Annotated in this window: 13 protein-coding genes; 7 read left to right on the top strand and 6 right to left on the bottom strand. The window is 46.0% G+C overall.

What is annotated here, in order from left to right; all coding sequences use genetic code 11:
* Positions 1-18: 18 nt before the first annotated feature.
* Positions 19-1,707, bottom strand: coding sequence for a glutamine--tRNA ligase/YqeY domain fusion protein (locus DXN04_RS06950; RefSeq protein WP_116852611.1), 1,689 nt, complete (start codon positions 1,705-1,707; stop codon positions 19-21).
* A gap of 181 nt (positions 1,708-1,888) precedes the next feature.
* On the opposite strand from DXN04_RS06950, the gene DXN04_RS06945 reads away from it, so the two are divergent.
* The 7 genes from DXN04_RS06945 to fumC all read left to right on the top strand — a co-directional run bounded on the left by DXN04_RS06945 (position 1,889) and on the right by fumC (position 8,840).
* Positions 1,889-2,308, top strand: coding sequence for a cobalamin B12-binding domain-containing protein (locus DXN04_RS06945; RefSeq protein WP_116852610.1), 420 nt, complete (start codon positions 1,889-1,891; stop codon positions 2,306-2,308).
* 54 nt (positions 2,309-2,362) lie between these two features.
* Positions 2,363-3,097, top strand: coding sequence for a hypothetical protein (locus DXN04_RS06940; protein WP_116852609.1), 735 nt, complete (start codon positions 2,363-2,365; stop codon positions 3,095-3,097).
* 247 nt (positions 3,098-3,344) lie between these two features.
* Complete coding sequence (locus tag DXN04_RS06935) at positions 3,345-4,121, top strand: enoyl-CoA hydratase/isomerase family protein (protein ID WP_116853373.1); 777 nt, start codon at positions 3,345-3,347, stop codon at positions 4,119-4,121.
* A gap of 109 nt (positions 4,122-4,230) precedes the next feature.
* On the top strand, positions 4,231-4,404 hold the full coding sequence (locus DXN04_RS34735) for a hypothetical protein (RefSeq protein WP_158568888.1): 174 nt from the start codon (positions 4,231-4,233) through the stop codon (positions 4,402-4,404).
* A gap of 54 nt (positions 4,405-4,458) precedes the next feature.
* Positions 4,459-5,511, top strand: a complete 1,053-nt coding sequence (locus DXN04_RS06930; RefSeq protein WP_116852608.1) for a S41 family peptidase — start codon at positions 4,459-4,461, stop codon at positions 5,509-5,511.
* 160 nt (positions 5,512-5,671) lie between these two features.
* Positions 5,672-6,595 carry a sensor histidine kinase gene (locus tag DXN04_RS06925; protein WP_233525562.1) on the top strand — a complete coding sequence of 308 codons (924 nt, stop codon included), beginning with the start codon at positions 5,672-5,674 and terminating at the stop codon, positions 6,593-6,595.
* Positions 6,596-7,439: 844 nt separating this feature from the next.
* The gene (gene fumC, locus DXN04_RS06910) at positions 7,440-8,840 is read left to right on the top strand and encodes a class II fumarate hydratase (RefSeq protein ID WP_116852604.1); all 1,401 of its coding nucleotides are present in this window, start codon (positions 7,440-7,442) and stop codon (positions 8,838-8,840) included.
* A gap of 77 nt (positions 8,841-8,917) precedes the next feature.
* Here fumC and DXN04_RS06905 read toward each other — a convergent pair whose 3' ends face one another.
* From DXN04_RS06905 to gldG, 5 genes are all read right to left on the bottom strand, one after another.
* Positions 8,918-9,892, bottom strand: a complete 975-nt coding sequence (locus DXN04_RS06905) for a sulfite exporter TauE/SafE family protein (protein ID WP_116852603.1) — start codon at positions 9,890-9,892, stop codon at positions 8,918-8,920.
* Positions 9,893-10,089: 197 nt separating this feature from the next.
* Entirely contained in the window at positions 10,090-12,963 is a 2,874-nt protein-coding gene (locus tag DXN04_RS06900) for a TonB-dependent receptor (protein WP_116852602.1), read from the bottom strand.
* A gap of 224 nt (positions 12,964-13,187) precedes the next feature.
* Positions 13,188-13,844: a lipoprotein signal peptidase gene (locus DXN04_RS06895; RefSeq protein WP_116852601.1), complete on the bottom strand. Its 657-nt coding sequence runs from the start codon at positions 13,842-13,844 to the stop codon at positions 13,188-13,190.
* A 53-nt stretch (positions 13,845-13,897) separates the two neighbouring features.
* Positions 13,898-16,402, bottom strand: coding sequence for a bifunctional UDP-N-acetylmuramoyl-tripeptide:D-alanyl-D-alanine ligase/alanine racemase (locus DXN04_RS06890; RefSeq protein ID WP_116852600.1), 2,505 nt, complete (start codon positions 16,400-16,402; stop codon positions 13,898-13,900).
* Positions 16,403-16,623: 221 nt separating this feature from the next.
* Positions 16,624-18,327: a gliding motility-associated ABC transporter substrate-binding protein GldG gene (gene gldG, locus DXN04_RS06885; protein ID WP_158568884.1), complete on the bottom strand. Its 1,704-nt coding sequence runs from the start codon at positions 18,325-18,327 to the stop codon at positions 16,624-16,626.
* Positions 18,328-18,361 lie beyond the last annotated feature (34 nt).

Here is an 18,361-nt window from a genome sequence, read left to right as displayed (position 1 = left end):
TTTTATTTAAAAGTCAGCTTATTTCTTTGCCTCCTTCGCCCAGGTATCCTTCAGGGTAACCGTTCTGTTAAACACCATCTTCTCCGCAGTACTATCAGGATCCACAGTAAAATACCCCTTCCTCAGGAACTGCAACTTATCTCCCGGCTTCGCATCTACCAATGATGGCTCAATCAGCGCATTCGGAATCACCGTGAGTGAATCAGGATTGATATAAGACTTGAAATCACCTTCCTCATTACCAGGATCCGGCGTATTGAACAGGCGGTCATACAGTCTCACCTCTGCAGTCTTTGCATGCGCTGCACTCACCCAGTGGATGGTACCTTTTACATTCAGACCAGAAGTATCACCACCACTCTTGCTCTCAGGATAGTGAGTCGCATAGATAGTAGTGATGTTGCCATTCTCATCCTTGTCAAAACTTTCTCCCTTGATGATATATGCATTCTTCAAACGCACTACCAGACCAGGTCCCAGACGGAAGAACTTCTTAGGAGGCTCCTCCATAAAGTCTTCTCTCTCTATATACAAGGTCTTGCTGAAAAGTATAGTACGTGTGCCGGATGCAGGATCTTCCGGGTTATTGTCTGCCGTCATTTCCTCCACCTTGTCATCCGGATAATCAGTGATCACCAGTTTCACTGGGTCCAATACGGCCATTACACGATTCGCTGTTTTGTTCAGCTCATCACGTACCAGGAATTCCAGCAGACTTACATCAATCACATTCTCACGCTTCTGCACCCCGATTCTTTCGCAGAACTCACGGATGCTTGCAGGCGTAAAACCTCTTCTGCGAAGACCGCTGATAGTAGGCATACGAGGGTCATCCCATCCACTTACATGCTTTTCATTTACCAGCTGCAGCAATTTACGTTTACTCATCACAGTGTATGTCAGGTTTAACCTGGCAAACTCATACTGACGGGAAGGGAAAATGCCCAGCTGTGCAATGAACCAGTTGTACAGCGCACGGTGAGGAATGAACTCCAGCGTACAGATGGAATGGGTGATTCCTTCAATGCTGTCACTCTGGCCATGGGCAAAGTCATACATCGGGTAAATACACCATTTGTCACCGGTACGGTGGTGATGTGCATGCTTGATGCGGTACATCAACGGGTCACGCATATGCATATTGGAACGCTCCGGAGAGCCTTCCTCAAATTGTTCGGTCTCTATTTTTGCACGCAGTACTTTTTCACCATCCTTGAATTCTCCGTTTTTCATACGCTCAAAGAGATCCAGGTTCTCTTCAATGCTACGGCTACGGTAAGGAGTAGGTGTACCGATCTGGGTGGGTGTGCCTTTGGATGCAGCGATCTCCTCCGGAGTAGAATCATCCACGTAAGCCAGGCCTTTTTTGATCAGTTGTACAGCGAAATTGTAGATCTGCTCGAAATAATCGGACGCATAGAGTTCCTGTGCCCATTGGAAGCCCAACCATTGGATGTCGGCTTTAATAGACTCCACATATTCAGTGTCTTCGGTTACCGGATTGGTATCGTCGAACCGAAGATTGGTCTGGCCACCATATTTCTTTGCCAGTCCAAAGTTCAGGCAGATGCTTTTAGCATGCCCGATGTGCAGGTAGCCATTGGGTTCAGGTGGGAAACGGGTGAGTACCCTTCCGTCATTGACACCGTTGGCAATATCCTCTTCGATGATTTGTTCAAGGAAGTTCAAGGACCTTTCTTCGCTCATAAGGTTTAAATTATTTCGGACGACAAATGTAACGAAATCTGCCAAGCTGACCGCAGAACACCGCTATTTAAGATAGAGTTATCCTGCCTCAGGGGAAAGAATTTTCTCTTTTTAAGCGAATACTCTTTTTCAGAGAATCGTACATTTAGGAAATAAATTCACGGAAAAACTACAAAATACAATGGTCACCCCTCCGCAACGCCCTATCCGGGTACTCGTGGCTAAAGTTGGCCTCGATGGCCATGATCGCGGCGCTAAAGTAATCGCCGCCGCTCTCCGCGATGCCGGTATGGAAGTCATTTACACCGGCCTGCGCCAAACCCCTGAGATGGTGGTCAGCGCCGCCCTCCAGGAAGATGTAGATGCTATCGGTGTCAGCATCCTCTCAGGTGCTCATATGACCGTATTCCCCCGCATCATGGCCATTATGAAAGAAAAAGGTATGGACGATGTACTGCTAACCGGCGGCGGCATCATTCCCGAAACAGATATGCACACACTCCATGAGATCGGGGTCGGCAAACTGTTCCCTCCCGGCACCCGCACAGCAGATATCGCTACTTATATCAACGAATGGGTAGCCACCCACAGAAATTTCTAAAATTGCTGTAACCTTTTGTTCACTCACTCGTCTTTTCCTGAAAAAGAAGCAAGAATGAATATAAAGACATCCCTGTTTACCCTCGTATGCTGCCTGTGCCAATTGGCTGTTTTTGCCCAGGATACCACTGCTCAAAAACCAACCAAACTCCACCAGCACGTATATCCATCCATTGGTGGAGACGGGCCGATTCTCACGTTTGGCGATGTAAAATATGGTGGCGAACATGTAAGCACCGCCCCCCGCTTTACCCTCTTCTTCAATATGGGCCGTAATTACAATTACGACTTCTCTAAGTGGATGGGTGTCTTTTCGGGCATCAACATCAAAAATATAGGTATCATCACCAAGGGTAGCGATACCCTCGATATAAAGCTAAAGCGCCGCGTTTACACCCTGGGTGTACCTTTCGGTATTAAAATTGGCGATGTAAGAGGACAGAATTTCTTCTTCTTCCTGGGTGGTCAGTATGACCTGGCCTTTAACTATAAAGAGAAGCAATTCGTAGATGGCAAAAAAGTAAAGAAATTCAATGAATGGTTCAGTGACCGCACTCCCCTGCTCATGCCCTCACTGTTCGCTGGTTTCCGCTTCTACCCCGGTATTGGACTGAAAGTACAGTACTATCCCAATGACTTTTTCAACAAAAATTATAAAGAAACGATAGCAGGAGTAGCCACCTACCCTTACCGTAATGTGGCATCCAAAATGTTCCTGGTGACACTGACCTACGATTTCAGGGATCCCTTCATAAAAAACTATGGGCATTTTAAAATGATCAGGAATTAAACTGGTATTATTTTCACGTGTTCGATGCTCTGCCGTTGCTTCTTCGACGCGAATTCGACGCTAGTTCGACGCTTCTATAAGCTCATACCTTTTGCTGAGTAATAAATTTGTAAATCCTTCTTTGTCAATAACTAAGAAGGATTTTTTTGTGAGTAGTAGTAAGATATTATCTAATAATTAAATGTTAAAATCCTATCAGCGGCGGGCCGTAAAAATTCCTTACATTAGATATCCAAACCGAAAAACCATGTACCAGACGATCAATACTACCATAGAAAACAATACCTTGTTCATCTACATCAACCGCCCGGATAAAATGAATGCCCTGAACCAGCAGGTGATGGCAGAACTGGCGCTTGCCATAGATGAGGTATACAAAAATCAGGAAATAAAAAGTGCGGTCATCACTGGTACTGGAGAAAAAGCATTTGTAGCCGGCGCAGATATCTCGGAATTTCTGCGTTTATCTCCTCAACAGGCCGTAGAACTGGCCAATAAAGGACACATGATCTTCAAGCGCATCGAAGACAGCCCTAAACCCATCATCGCAGCTGTAAATGGTTTTGCACTGGGTGGCGGTTGTGAACTCGCCATGGCTTGTCACTTTCGAATCGCTGCGACCAATGCAAAATTCGGTCAGCCCGAAGTAAACCTCGGCATCATCCCGGGATATGGTGGTACCCAACGTCTCACCGCTCTCATAGGCAAAGGTAAAGCTATGGAACTGATGATGACTGCCGATATGATCAATGCTCAGGACGCATTGCAATGGGGACTCGTGAACCATGTTGTAGCACCAGAAGAACTACTCACAAAAGCCAAAGAAATATTAGCAAAAATTCATGCAAAAGCACCGCTGGCAATTGCCAGGGTGATCAAATGTACGAATGGTGCAATCGACAAGGATATAGATGGATATGAGCTGGAAATCAATGAATTCGGTGCCTGCTTTTCTACAAAAGATATGCAGGAAGGCGCTGCCGCATTCATTGAAAAACGACCTGCTTCATTCATTGGTGAATAAGCAACATCTGTACTTTAAATGCCAATATCCGTGTATAAAAATTGATGAGAGTAACCCGTTGCGATAACTTCATGTGCATATTTACCAATATAACCATAAAAGCCTACTCATGAAGAAAACAACCCTTGCCCTCAAAACATCAAAAAAGCTGAAATTGGGAAAAATAACAATTTCAAAACTGAACACACCTCACTTATCACCCATTCTTGTTGAAGGCCCCTCTTCACACCCCGTGTGTGAGTTCACACAAACGCCGACGGTGATTGAAGTGCTGACCCTTTAATTCATTTCACACTATCAGGGAAACCGGTTTCCCTGATAGTTATGTTGACCATGTATGATGACACGCTACTTAATAACCATTTTTCTAAGCCTGGCTGTATGCCCCGCTATAGCACAGGACTGTGCCTGTAAGGCAAACCTGCAATTCCTCATCGATAAAGTAGAGAAGAATTATATCGGCTTCCCCGACAAAGTCACTGCTGCAAATAATAAACAATACCATGCACTGACTGATAGCTTACTACTGGTAGCAGATACCGCCACTATGCCCGTCTGCCTTAGACTATTGCAGCAATGGACAGGCTTTTTTCATGATAAACATTTAGTAGTTGTCGTCAACCGTGGAGGTAAACATCCTCTACTGGATACTTATTTCCCTAAAACACCGCTACCCCCCGTAGCAGCTCCCTCTTTTAAAATATTGAATGATCAAACCTGTCTGCTCACCATTCCCAGTGCCCGTTTGCAATTCAAAGGCATCATTGATAGCCTGCTTGCACTACACAAAGAACGGCTGAACAAAACACCACATTTCATCATCGATCTTAGGGAAAACAAAGGAGGATCCACCATCTGTTTTGATAGTCTCTTACCCTATTTATACACAAACCCCATCATCTCAGAAGGGGCCACTGTACTGGCTACAGAAGAGAATATCCGCAACCTCTACGATGTCACGGACTATCCGAATATAAGTGATAGCATGAAAGCCGTTTTCCGGAAAGAAGCCGCTGCACTACGGGCACATCTGGGCACAGCATACCAGTTATGGAACAATGATACAATCAGGATGAACCAGGTCTTCCCTTATCCGCAAAAAGTATCACTCATCATCAATCAGAATGTAGGGAGCAGCACAGAAATGTTTGTATTGAAAGCCCGGCAGAGTAAAAAGGTACAACTGTTCGGTACCCATACTGCTGGCGCAGTAGACTATTCGGATGTAGTGCCGTATAAGATGCCCTGCACATTATTCGCGCTGGGTATACCCAGTTCCCGCACACTTCGCATGCCTGCAGAAGTGATAGACAATATTGGCATTGCTCCCGGCGTTGAAATCCCTGAAAGCTGCACTGACTGGGTGCAGTACGTAATGGAACATCGCTGATTAATTTGTTTATCTTTAGACAATAATGGAATCGTCGAAGAAAACCCGGACCCTTTTTAGATTAATAATCTATCACCTCTTAGCATGGTCGATTTATATCACTATTGGATTATCCCGAAAATTTTTAAAATCTGATTATACTTTCGATCTGTTGGACTTCGTGTTCACAGAGATTCCGGTTGTGTACATATTTTACGGCAACTACTACGTCCTCAAAAAATTCCTTAGCACAAAAAGATATATTTTACTGATTGCTGCTGAGATCTTCCTGTATTTTTCTGCTGCAGGTTTATACTGGGCATGTGGTACCCTCATCAGGCCCTATGAACCACCCGGTACCATACCGCCTTATATATTCTCAGAGCTGATAGTAGATCTGCTGTGGATCTTCCTGATCTACGAGTTTTTCTCCTTTGGCTATTACTTCGCCATGGAGTCCGTCAGCAAGGAAAAACGACTACGTGCTATGGAACTGGAAAAGGCCCGTATTGAAGCCGATCGCCTTAAATCAGAATATGCTTTTCTACGGGCACAGATCAATCCCCACTTCCTGCACAATACCCTGAATCTCTTTTATGCCAAATCCTTACCAGTGAGCGAAGAATTGTCAGAAGGCATCCTGACCCTCTGCGAAATCATGCGCTATTCCATGCATACCGGTGAGCAGGATGTAGATACCGTGCTCCTGTCAAGAGAAATTGAACACGTACAGAACGTGATCAAGATCAACCAACTCCGGTTTAGTAACCGGCTGCAGGTCGTATTTGATATCAGTGGCGATATCAATGAAATCCGGATTATCCCCCTGGTCATCATTACCCTGGTAGAAAACGCTTTTAAACATGGAGAACTGAATAATGACCAGCACCCCCTGGTCATGCAACTGAAAGTGTCAGAGGAGGACGGAACCATTTACTTTTCCACGCACAACCGTAAGAAAACAGGCCCAAAAGAGTTGTCCAACGGTATAGGCATGGATAACATCAGGAGAAGGCTGGAAGCTACCTATAAAAACAACTATTCCCTTACTACCACTGAGGAAGCGGACAATTATACCGCCTCCCTATGGATCACCGTATCCTGATCCCCGAATTTTAAAAATACCTGCAATCCTGCTATCCGTACCTTGAAAAGATGGATCGGTGTAATGTATTTCCTGCACCTGGCAGGCATCCTTACCTTTGATTCATCGATTCCTTTAACCCCTATACCGAAAGTCACATTACAAGTTGGGGGGACAACCCAACAAGCCCCCCTCCCGGGAAGTGCGCCAGCGGAATTAACCGCACCGGGAGGGAAGGCTGACCTTAACAAGGTTGATTAGTCTCAGCCGTTTGTATGACCCCAAATGATATTAAAGGCAGGTTTTCGTCCATTAGATAAACCCGGAAGCTTCCTGTCAACTTTATTTCATCCGTTCGCCCCCGAAAAAACAGCTGGTACTGGCGCTCATTGACACTTTTTCGTCCATTCGCCCCCGAAATATTAGCCGGTACCAGCACTCATTCATCCATTCGCCCCCGAAAGTTATTGCCTGCAAAAGGCATCTATTCATCCATTCGCCCCCGAAAGTTATTGCCTGCAAAAGGCATCTATTCATCCATTCGCCCCCGAAAATCATTGCCTGCAAAAGGCCTGTTTCATTCATTCGCCCCCAAAGATTTTTTGCCGGTCCGGCCATCCATTAACCTGTTTTCATTCATTTGCCCCCAAGCCCTTAGGCCCTAACAGGGCCTTTTTTATCCATTCACCCCTACCTTTTTAGACCTATCCTATACCTGACCATTGTCCCCAGAGCCCGCTTGTACAGGCCATCCATTGTCTACACCCCATTGGCCTCTTTTCATTCATTCACCCCAATTTTATAGCCTGTACAAGCATTTTTTTACTGACATTTAGTACGTTTGTACCGCAAAAAATCAAGCATTATGGAATATAGAATAGAGAAGGATACGATGGGCGAGGTACAAGTACCAGTAGACGCTTATTATGGTGCTCAAACCCAACGTTCTATCGACAATTTCAGGATAGCACAGGATATTAATAAAATGCCTAAAGAAATCATCCAGGCATTTGCATACCTCAAGAAAGCCGCAGCACTGACCAACCTGGATGCCGGCGTTCTCTCCCAGGAAAAAGCCACCCTCATCAGCAATGCCTGCGATGAAATTCTCGCTGGTAAACTGGATGACCAATTCCCACTGGTAGTATGGCAAACCGGTTCCGGTACCCAGTCTAACATGAACGTAAATGAAGTGATCGCCTACCGTGCCCATGTCAACAATGGCGGTAAGCTCACCGATAAGGATAAAGCAATACACCCGAATGACGATGTGAATAAGTCACAATCATCCAACGATACTTTCCCGACTGCAATGCACATTGCAGCTTATAAAATGCTGATCGAGGTAACCATCCCGGGCATTAAGAAGCTCCGCAATACCCTGGCTGAAAAGGCTGAAGCCTTTAAGCATGTCGTGAAAATAGGTCGTACCCACTTCATGGATGCTACCCCACTCACCCTGGGTCAGGAGATCAGCGGTTACGTATCTCAGCTGGACCACGGTCTGAGAGCGATCAACAATACCCTGGCTCACCTGAGCGAACTGGCATTGGGCGGTACTGCCGTAGGTACCGGTATCAATACCCCTAAAGGCTATTCTGAGAACGTAGCAAAACACATTGCAAACCTCACCGGCCTGCCTTTCATCACTGCTGAAAACAAATTTGAAGCCCTGGCCGCTCACGATGCAATCGTAGAAGCACACGGTGCGCTCAAAACCGTAGCAGTAAGCCTGATGAAAATCGCAAACGATATCCGCATGCTCAGCTCCGGCCCACGCTCCGGTATCGGCGAACTCCACATCCCTGACAATGAACCAGGTTCTTCCATCATGCCAGGCAAAGTGAATCCTACACAGTGTGAAGCTCTCACCATGATCGCAGCACAGGTAATGGGTAACGACGTAGCTATCAACATCGGTGGTGCTACCGGTCACTTCGAACTGAACGTGTTCAAGCCTGTAATGATTTACAACTTCCTGCACTCTGCACGCCTGATCGGTGATGGCTGTGTAAGCTTCAATGATAAATGTGCGACTGGTCTCGAGCCAATCGAAGCAAATATCAAAAAGCACGTAGACAACTCCCTGATGCTGGTAACCGCACTGAACACAAAGATTGGTTACTACAAAGCTGCTGAGATTGCGCAAAAAGCACATAAAGAAGGTACTACCCTCAAAGAAATGGCAGTGAAACTGGGTTACGTAAAACCAGAAGAATTTGATGCCTGGGTGAATCCTATCGATATGGTGGGAGAGATTAAATAATCAGTCTCAATAAAGGATAAAAAAAGAGGTTGTAATTACTACAACCTCTTTCTTTTAAAATGATGCATTAACTTTTTTTAATGATGCATTAAAGCCATTATGATCGTTCGTAAACTGGTCAGGATAATTAGTATTCCTACCATAATCATCAGCGGCTTGCGCTTGATCTTCCTCACCAGCAAGGCTGCAAAAGGAGAAGCAATCACCCCCCCGATAATCAGTCCGATGATCACCGGCCAACCGGTAATAGCACCAAACAGCAGGAAAGTACCCGCACTGCTCAAAGAAATAAAGAACTCCGCAGCATTTACAGACCCAATGGTATAATGTGCTGAACGGCCTTTACTCAACAAGGTAGATGTCACAACCGGACCCCAGCCCCCACCGCCGATGGCATCCATAAAGCCACCAAACAAGGCCAGCAGCCCCAGTCGCTTGGTTTTGCTCTTACCTTTTTTATGCTGAAATGCTTTGCGCAATACGATGATACCTAAGATCAACAGGTAGGCACTCATAAATGGCTTGATGATGTCGCCATTGATCACCTTGGATAATAAGAACGCACCCGTTACTGCGCCAATGATACCAGGTACCAAAAGACCCAGGAACAGTTTCTTATTCACATTACCAAACCTGAAGTGAGAGATGCCCGAGGCACCCGTGGTAAATACCTCTGCCACATGCACACTCGCACTGGCAATAGCCGGAGGAATACCCAAACCCAGCAGTAAGGAGGTAGACGTAGCACCATAGGCCATACCTAAAGCACCATCCACCATCTGAGCTGCCAGACCTACACAAATGTAGAACAGCACCTCCCTGGTGAATATAGAAGCCGTAAACTCATAGATGCGGGTATGCTCAGCCTCAGAAGTATTGAAATAATACAATATCCCTGCTCCAGCAAGTACCGCTACCGCAATGAGGCCGATCAGCAGCCATAAACCTGGCTTCTTACGGTTGTCATCATTGACAAGGTCAATAAGGACCTCCTGGCGTTCAGGACTGGCCACTTGATTCTCTAATTGCTCTATCTCCTCGTTATGCGACATTATTCTCTGGTTATATAGTCTATAGATAAGATAGACTAAGTTAGGGTGAATAAACGGTTTATCCAAGTAGCAAACCTTAAAAAGTTATTAGAAAAGGAAAAATATAGGAAGTTTAATGGGTGCGGCGGCCGGCAGGCCATTGTCCTAAACAAAAAAGCGTTTGCCATTGGCAAACGCTTTTTTGTTTAGCTCTTATATTATTTCTTCGCAAAAGGCAAATCGTAAGTAATCGCCACATAATACAATCCCTTGATCGTCGGCCCGCCTACATACTGGAAGTAAGCCGTATTAAAGATGTTCGATCCTCCCACTTTCACAGAAGTATGAATCTTAGGCATACCATAAGTAACCTGGGCATCCACCGTACTATAAGCAGGTACATCCCCATTACCAAACAGGTTCTGCCAGTAGAATGTATCCTGCCAGTGCCATACCACATTGAAACCTACATTCTTCAACACCTGCCTGTTACCAAAGCTCACATTCGTAAAGTACTTCGGCGTGTTGAAACCCGGAATCAACGCATCGTCCTTCGTTTTATCCTGCGTCAGGTTATTATAATTAAGGTTACCACTCAGCGTATAGCCTTTCTCGAAATTGTAAGTAACTCCCAGCGCAAAACCATAGTTCTGTACGGTAGACTTACTGTTCGTCCACACCCTGTACCTGTTCTGGTACTGCTTATCATACATCTGATCCAATACTGCCTGTGTCAGGTCATTCACACTACCCGTCTTCGGTACCGCAACCTCCACCTGGCCGATGAAGTTCTTGTAACTGTTAAAGTAAGCATCTACATCGATAAACACTTTATTATCAAACAATACACTCTTATATCCAGCCTCAAAAGAATGAATCTGCTCTGGTTTAATCGGATCCAGGTTCGCTACTTTCAGCACACCTGCACTCCGTTGCTCTGCCTCTGCCCTGGTCACAGATGCATCTGCATTTGTAATCTTATTCACAGCTGTAGTAAACGCGGTTGCACTGGAAGTAAGGAATGAATTCTTGAAATAACCCAGGCCTTCTTCAATAAATGCGAGACCACCTACACGGCGCACCCCACCATTATTCACGAAAGAATATGCCTCAAACAGGGATGGGAACCTAAAGCCATTCTGCCAGCTGGCCCTGAAGTTATGACGCTGATTAGGCGTAGTATACACCGCAGCCACACGTGGGTTGAACTTACCATCAAACTGCTGACTCTTATCATATCTCACAGATGCTGTCAGTTTCAGCTGATCGTGAAAGAAAGTCTTGCTTCCCTGCACAAAGCCACCCACCTTACCATACCAGATATGCTTACCCCCCGGGGTATTACGGTCAGCCAGTGCTTTCGTGAAATCCACAAAGTTGTTACCATCAGGAATGATCTCGTAAGTACGATAATCAGCACCTACCAGCACATCCGCAAAATGAATATACTTACGCAGGTTCCAGGTACCTTCCGCATGATAGAAATGGCTCATCTGCAACAGGGCAGCTCCCCCACTCTTGTTCGTACTATCCTTGGAAGTTGGGTAAATATCCCAGTCATTAATACTCTTGATCAAAGCTACCTGCTTGTCAAAAGCAGCAGTACCCGGTGTCCATCTGCCATTATCAGCAGCCGCACGGGCAGCACGGTGCGCAGCAGCAATATCATTACCCGCATCCAGTGCACTGTTCAGTGCCTTGGTATAATCCGCCTGCCAAACCTTATCAGTTTTGAAAGACTTCTCCAGGTTATCAGCCAGCGGGTTCATATTATAGGAGTCACCGGTATTTTCGAGAGACATATAAGAACGGATGGTGAAATCCTGTCCCTGCAACTCGACTTTATGATTCTGCACCACTACGTTTTTCAAACCAATGCGGTTACCACGCTGGAAGAAACCATCCATCTGGCCCACACGGTAATTATAGGAAACCTGCAGTTTAGGCGTGATCTTATAATAAAGACCTCCATCAAATTTCAGGTTACGTACAGTATAATCACCTACCAGGTCTTTTTCCCAGTAACCGGTACGGGATACATTATAAGACTTACCATTTTTATCGGTAATCGGGAAAGTACTCTGGTCAGCATATTTATTCCATGCATCGTTAGCCACGTTATTCACTCCCACGAGTGTAGGGAAGTCAGGATTGGCTTTGGTACCGGGGTTGAAGTCATTATGACTGTCAGCATACCAGTCAGTACCCTGCATGTAAGAGAAGTTGATCTTGAAAGCAAATTTGTCCTTGAAAGCCTGCGCATATCTCACAGAAGTTTCAGTCAGTGCCTTAGGTGAGCCACCACTACCATCAAAGTGGTTAGCACCTATTTTCTGATAGACGCTGATACCCTGGTATTGGAAAGGGTTCTTGGTAATCAGGTTCGACATCCCGTTAATCGCATTCATACCATACAAGGCAGATGATGCACCGGGTGTGACTTCTATGCTCTGGATGTCCAGCTCAGTAGGTCCGATGGCGTTACCCAGAGGTACCCCGAGGGTGGCTGCCTGGTTATCCACACCGTCTACCAGCTGCATAAAGCGGAAGTTGTTCGGTACATTGAAACCACGGGTGTTGAATACCTTGAAGGTCAAACCTGCAGTAGTCATCTGTACTCCTTTCAGGTTCCCGATCGCATCGTAGAAAGAGGCGGCGGGCGTTTCTTTCAGTGCTTTCACATCCAGTTTTTCAATCGCCACCGGTGATTTCATCAGTTTCTCCTGTTGACGGGAGGCGGATACCACCACTTCGTTCACCAGCAGGTTCTGTGTCACCAGTTGTATCTGTAAGCGGCTATCGCTGTTCTTCACGTCGAACTCCTGGGGTTGATAACCCAGGAGACGGACCACCAATTTGAAAGGGAATTTTGTGTTAGCGGTGAGTTGGAAAGCACCGGTACTGTCAGTAATGGCGCCGAAGGAGGTACCTTTAATCTGCACGGAAGCACCTGCCAGCGGTTCCCTCGCATCACCGGTGATCTTCCCGGAAATAATGTAGGAACCATTTAATTGTGCCTGCGCCATAAGTGGCAGGAGGATGGTCAGGAGCCACAGGTAGATTACACGTACGGGGCGTCTGGTGTTTTGCATATAATTTATATGTATTAGTAAAAAGACTTCAGTCGCGGTGAATGTTTAATTAATTACAGGTCAGTATTTTATCTCTAGCGTCCTTTATTACGTCTATTAGTCTATAGAATTTGTGGACAAATGTAATGAGGGGATTTAGTATTTCAAAATTTTTAATCAAACCCGGCATAAAAAAAGCTCCGGTCATATGACCGGAGCTTTTCTATATAAATAATATTAAACGCTTATTTGCTTACAGCTACATGTTCTCTTTCTTTCTCCGCTCTTTCTTTTTCATGGTGTGCCGCAAAAAATTTCTTCTGGAATACCAGGATGGTGATCACCCCTACTGAAATCGCAGCATCAGCCACATTGAAAATAGGTCTGAAGAACACGAAAGATTCACCGGCATTGATTGGGAACCAGGTAGGGAAGTGTCCTCTCAGGATCGGGAAGTACAGCATATCTACCACGTTACCATGCAGGAAAGAACCATATCCACCACCTGGAGGCATGAACTGTGCTACATCAGCATAATTGGAAGAAGAGAAAATCATTCCGTAAAACAGACTATCGATCAGGTTACCGGCAGCACCTGCCAGGATGAGGGAACCGCAGATCAGCAGACCCTTGCTGTAATCCTGCTTCACCAGTTTCTTCATATATCTGAAACCAATGACTACCGCAAATAAGCGGAATAAGGTCAGGATTATCTTGCCAAAATCACCACCAAACTTCATTCCGTAGGCCATGCCATCATTTTCTATGAAATGAATCCTAAACCAGTTAGGGAAGACAATGATCTCATCAGAGAAATTCATATGGGTTTTGATCCATACTTTTAATGCCTGATCTACTACCAGCACCAGAACTACAATCAATATTACGTGACGATATTTCAAAGGGTATAATTTTTATCAAAATTAATAATAATGTGCAAAATCGGAATTTCCAATCATTCCTGGAAATATACCCGCTTCACACGCTGCGAAATTCCTGTTAATATTTCATAGGGAATAGTACCTGCCCAGGCCGCCAATTGCTGTACAGGTAAGGACTCGCCAAATACTATCACCTCATCGCCTTCTGTTATATCCGGAATATGTGTTACATCCAGCATCACCATATCCATCGCAACCACACCTGCTACCGGGGCCAGCTGCCCTCTCACAAGCATCTTGCCTACTCCATTGCTGAGCCTGCGTGGATAACCGTCTGCATACCCGATTCTCACTGTTGCCGTTATAGCAGGACCTTTCGCCCGCCACTTAGCACCATAGCCCACGAAATCGCCGTCATTCAGGTGCTTTACCTGTGAAACGGTAGTTTTCAATGTGCTCACCGGTTTCAGCTGGGCCTGCATTTCCTCACTGCTGTCCACACCGTACATCCCGATTCCTAAGCGTACCATATCCAGCTGCAGGTCAGGATGACGTAAAATCGCCGCACTGTTGGAAATATGTCTGATCACCGCATAGCCGAGTGCCTTTTGCAACTCATAGCTCATTTCATAGAAAAGCTTACCCTGTTGCCTGGTCAGCTCATCCAGTTCCGGATCTTCACTGCCAGCCAGGTGGCTGAACATAGATTTGACTGTAAGGTAATTATTATCTGTCAGCATAGCGGCCAGCTCCGGAATGTCTTTCTTCTCAAATCCGAGCCTGTGCATACCGGTATCCAGTTTTATATGCACCGGGAAACCGGTCTTGCCTGCTATCTGGACTTCTTCTTCAAACTGCTGTAACAAATGCAGGGAGTAGATCTCGGGTTCAAGGTTCCACTGCAGGATCGCATCGAATGAACTAGGTTCGGGGTTCATGACCATGATCGGCATGGTAATACCTGTCCTTCTCAACTCAACACCTTCATCAGCATAAGCAACGGCAAGGTAATCTACGCCATGGAACTGCAACAGGTTTGCAATCTCAAAACTTCCACTGCCATAGGAAAATGCTTTCACCATCGCCATCAGCTTAGTCGTAGGTTTCAGCAATGCCTGGTATTGCCTGATGTTGTGCGCTACCGAACTGAGATTGATTTCGAGAATGGTCTGATGCACTTTTTGCTCCAGCAACTTGCCAATACGCTCAAACTCAAATACCCGGGCCCCCTTCAGCAGAATGGTTTCATGCTGAAAATCCTGCTGGTTAAATTGCTGAATAAACTCCTCAGTAGTGAGGAAAAATGAACTCTTCAATCCCTCTACCTGCTGGAAACACTTCTTTTCACGGAAGATGTTTTTTCCGATACCAATCAGTTTGTCGATCTTCTTTTGTCGCATCAGGCTGGCCACTTCTTCATAAAGAGAGGCATCGCTCTTACCGCTTTGCAGAATATCGCTGAGGATCACGGTACGGGTAGGGTGCTGTTGCTGCTGTTGCAGAAAATCCAGTGCTATATTGAGAGAACCTAAATCTGAATTGTAACTGTCATTGATCACCGAGCAGTTGTTAATACCCTGTTTCAGCTCCAGTCGCATCGCGATATTACCCAGCTGATCCATGCGTTGCTGAATCACCTCCTGTGGGATCTTCAGGTGCAGCATCAGTACCCAGCAGTGAATGGCATTCTCAATAGAACCCTCATCCACAAAAGGAATGGTAATACTCAGGGTCTCATTTTTGTGCAAAGCCTCGATACGGGAATGGGTGCCGGTCTTCTCCACACTCATTACCCTGAAATCGGCCTCCGTCTTCCGGGACCAGGTACACAGCTGTAATCCGCCTTCCTGGTTTTCCTTCTTCCCTACAAGGCTGTTGAACTGGAGCACACACTCGTTCAATACAGGATAATCCTTGCAGTAAATGAGAATTTCGCTCTTGGAAAACAACACCAGTTTTTCATTGATCTTCTGGCGGATGTTCAGGAAACCCTCATTATGGGCTTCACCAATATTTGTAAAAATGCCAATAGTAGGACGGATAATCTTTTCCAGGTGCTCCATTTCTCCCGGTTGGGAAATGCCTGCTTCGAAGATGGCCAGCTGGTGCTCGGGTTTCATTTGCCAAACCGAGAGGGGTACCCCTATCTGTGAGTTGTAGCTCTTAGGACTACGTACAATATTGTAATCTTTTTCCAGCAGCTGGTACAACCACTCTTTTACGATGGTTTTACCATTACTCCCCGTAATACCGATCACCGGAATATGGAATTGTTGTCTGTGCCAGGCCACCAATGAATGGAGCGCCGACATTGTGTCTTTTACTAATATGAAGTTGGCCGCAGGATATTGGGCCAGTTCCGGTGCTTCACTTACAATGAAGTTGCTGACCCCCTTTTCGTACAGTTCTTTAATATATTGGTGAGCGTTCCTGCGTTGACTTACTAAAGGAATGAAGACAGAGGTGGCCGGATATATCACCTTCCGGCTATCCAGCAGCACATGTTCAATCTCCGGGTTCCCTGTTTGCTGTAATAGTTCACCTTTCAGCACCTTGCTGATACTTTCTGCGTTGTACACTTGTGGTTAATTTATTTTGCCGGAACAATGACCTGCGGACAGTCTCATTGTTCCACTTCCCTTAATAGAATTAAATAAAACAAAGTTGACGTCTACTGCTAATGTGGGGTCATGGTTACCGCAATTTTAAAATGAATGAATGGCAAATATATGGGAATAACCGTTAGCACATTGTTATAAATGTGTGCTTCCCGGTGGTAACCACGCTATTACTAATGGCCTTATCGTTCGAACTTCCGCTGCCTGATGAACTGGAAAATCACCCTGAACAAGAGTATCAGCAGAACGGGAACAATGACGCAAATAGCCTGCCATACAGACTTGTTTTGTTTGATCTTTTCAGCATCCAGGAGGCGCAGTGTCAATTCTTTGTTACGCGCTTCCATTATTCCGGCATTGTTAGTCAGGTATCCCAGCGAGTTGAGCAGGAACTCCTTGTTGGCATACACCATCGAGGGGTCGAATAGGTTAACGCCCATTTGCATAGGACCGTTTTTCTGGGAAATCGCATTGGTGAGGAGATCGCCATCACTTACGACGATCATTTTATTAAATTCACTTTGTTCTTTAAAAGGTTTACGGGTTACCTGTGCTATCAGCTGCTGCTCATCGGCACTCAGCCGGTTGCGGAACAGGGAGGTGAACTGCCCCTCCAGCAATACTGCCACCGGCAGATCATGCTGGCGGAACTGGCGTGGATTTGGTTTTACACGCAGGTCATTCCAGCTCAGCTGCACAGGAGCCCGCTCTGTTTTAGAGTTGGCAGAAGATGCAAGTAAGACTGTTTTGCTGATGTCTCCACCTTTTACCGTATCGATAGAGCTGGCAAAATGGCTCAGTACCAGGTCCATATTTTTAACAATCGGATGGGCACCAGTGGGTGAAAGCAATGGGAAATAAGGGAAGGGCAACAGGTCAAACTGTGGTTTATCCCCAACATGGCCCACTACCTGTGGAAGGCGATCACATTGCAGATCCTGGATCAGGTCCTGGTTGATCCTCACCCCATAGCGAAACAGGATGTCTTCCAGGTTCAGGTCACGATCCATGGCTACATAGGTATCATGCTTCTGCAGACTATCCATGCCTACATTCAGCTCATCTACAAACCAGAGCACTTTACCCCCGTTCATCACATACTGGTCAATCTTCAGCTTGTCTTCATCGCTAAAGCGGTCCAGGGGCTTGGCAAATACGATGGCGGCAAAGTCCTGCGGAATGTGAGAAACGTATTGTAAGGTAATGGTGTCAAGAAGATAGCTGCTTTGCATGCTGGTAAGGGCATCCAGTACTTCGGCCCCCAACAGTTCATGATGGCCGAGCATGTAGCCTACCAGTGGCAGGTGGTTTTGTTTTAACTGGTAGATCGCGTTGGCAAACTGGAATTCCAGCAAGGCTTCGGAGTTGTTCATTGTTTGCATCGGATCCTGGCCACCCTGGTTTTTCAGGAGATTGATGCCAAGGGTTTTGCTGCCATAATGTACCAGGGCACCCGGGAAGATCAGTTTTTCTGAATATCCCTGGTTCGCATCTTCCTGTACCTGCATATTGAATGGCATGATCCCCTGCTCAGCCAGTGACTGCTGGAAAGCCAGGCGGTCGGAGTCATTCATGCCCTGACCGGGGTTGAGGAAGGAAAACTGCACACGGCTACCGCCTACTTCCCGGAATTCCTCCAGCATTTCCTGGGTAGACTGCGCCAGTTGACGGAAGGAAGCAGGGTAATCACCCTTGAGGAATACCTCGATGGTGACAGTGCTATCCAGGCCCTTGAGCAGCTGGCGGGTACTGGGAGTAAGGGTAAATCTCTTTTCGGCGGTAAGGTCCCATCTTGTATGAATGTACATGGCCAGGATGTTAACGCCTATCAGTATAGCTATGACGAGTATTGCCCGTTGCAGGTATTTTTTCTTACTGTTAACCACAATATGATTAATTACTTAGTATGACAGTCTTATT

Source organism: Chitinophaga silvisoli, assembly GCF_003412465.1.
In the GTDB taxonomy this organism is placed as follows: domain Bacteria; phylum Bacteroidota; class Bacteroidia; order Chitinophagales; family Chitinophagaceae; genus Chitinophaga; species Chitinophaga silvisoli.
The sequence above is the reverse complement of the archived record's forward strand: the minus strand, read 5'-3'. Positions and strand labels throughout refer to the sequence as shown.

What these genes read in the sequence shown, in the direction of transcription:
- DXN04_RS06950 (WP_116852611.1), bottom strand. Translation starts at nt 1,707, where the DNA reads ATGAGCGAAGAAAGGTCCTTGAACTTCCTTGAACAAATCATCGAAGAG.
- DXN04_RS06945 (WP_116852610.1), top strand. Translation starts at nt 1,889, where the DNA reads ATGGTCACCCCTCCGCAACGCCCTATCCGGGTACTCGTGGCTAAAGTT.
- DXN04_RS06940 (WP_116852609.1), top strand. Translation starts at nt 2,363, where the DNA reads ATGAATATAAAGACATCCCTGTTTACCCTCGTATGCTGCCTGTGCCAA.
- DXN04_RS06935 (WP_116853373.1), top strand. Translation starts at nt 3,345, where the DNA reads ATGTACCAGACGATCAATACTACCATAGAAAACAATACCTTGTTCATC.
- DXN04_RS34735 (WP_158568888.1), top strand. Translation starts at nt 4,231, where the DNA reads ATGAAGAAAACAACCCTTGCCCTCAAAACATCAAAAAAGCTGAAATTG.
- DXN04_RS06930 (WP_116852608.1), top strand. Translation starts at nt 4,459, where the DNA reads ATGATGACACGCTACTTAATAACCATTTTTCTAAGCCTGGCTGTATGC.
- fumC (WP_116852604.1), top strand. Translation starts at nt 7,440, where the DNA reads ATGGAATATAGAATAGAGAAGGATACGATGGGCGAGGTACAAGTACCA.
- DXN04_RS06905 (WP_116852603.1), bottom strand. Translation starts at nt 9,892, where the DNA reads ATGTCGCATAACGAGGAGATAGAGCAATTAGAGAATCAAGTGGCCAGT.
- DXN04_RS06900 (WP_116852602.1), bottom strand. Translation starts at nt 12,963, where the DNA reads ATGCAAAACACCAGACGCCCCGTACGTGTAATCTACCTGTGGCTCCTG.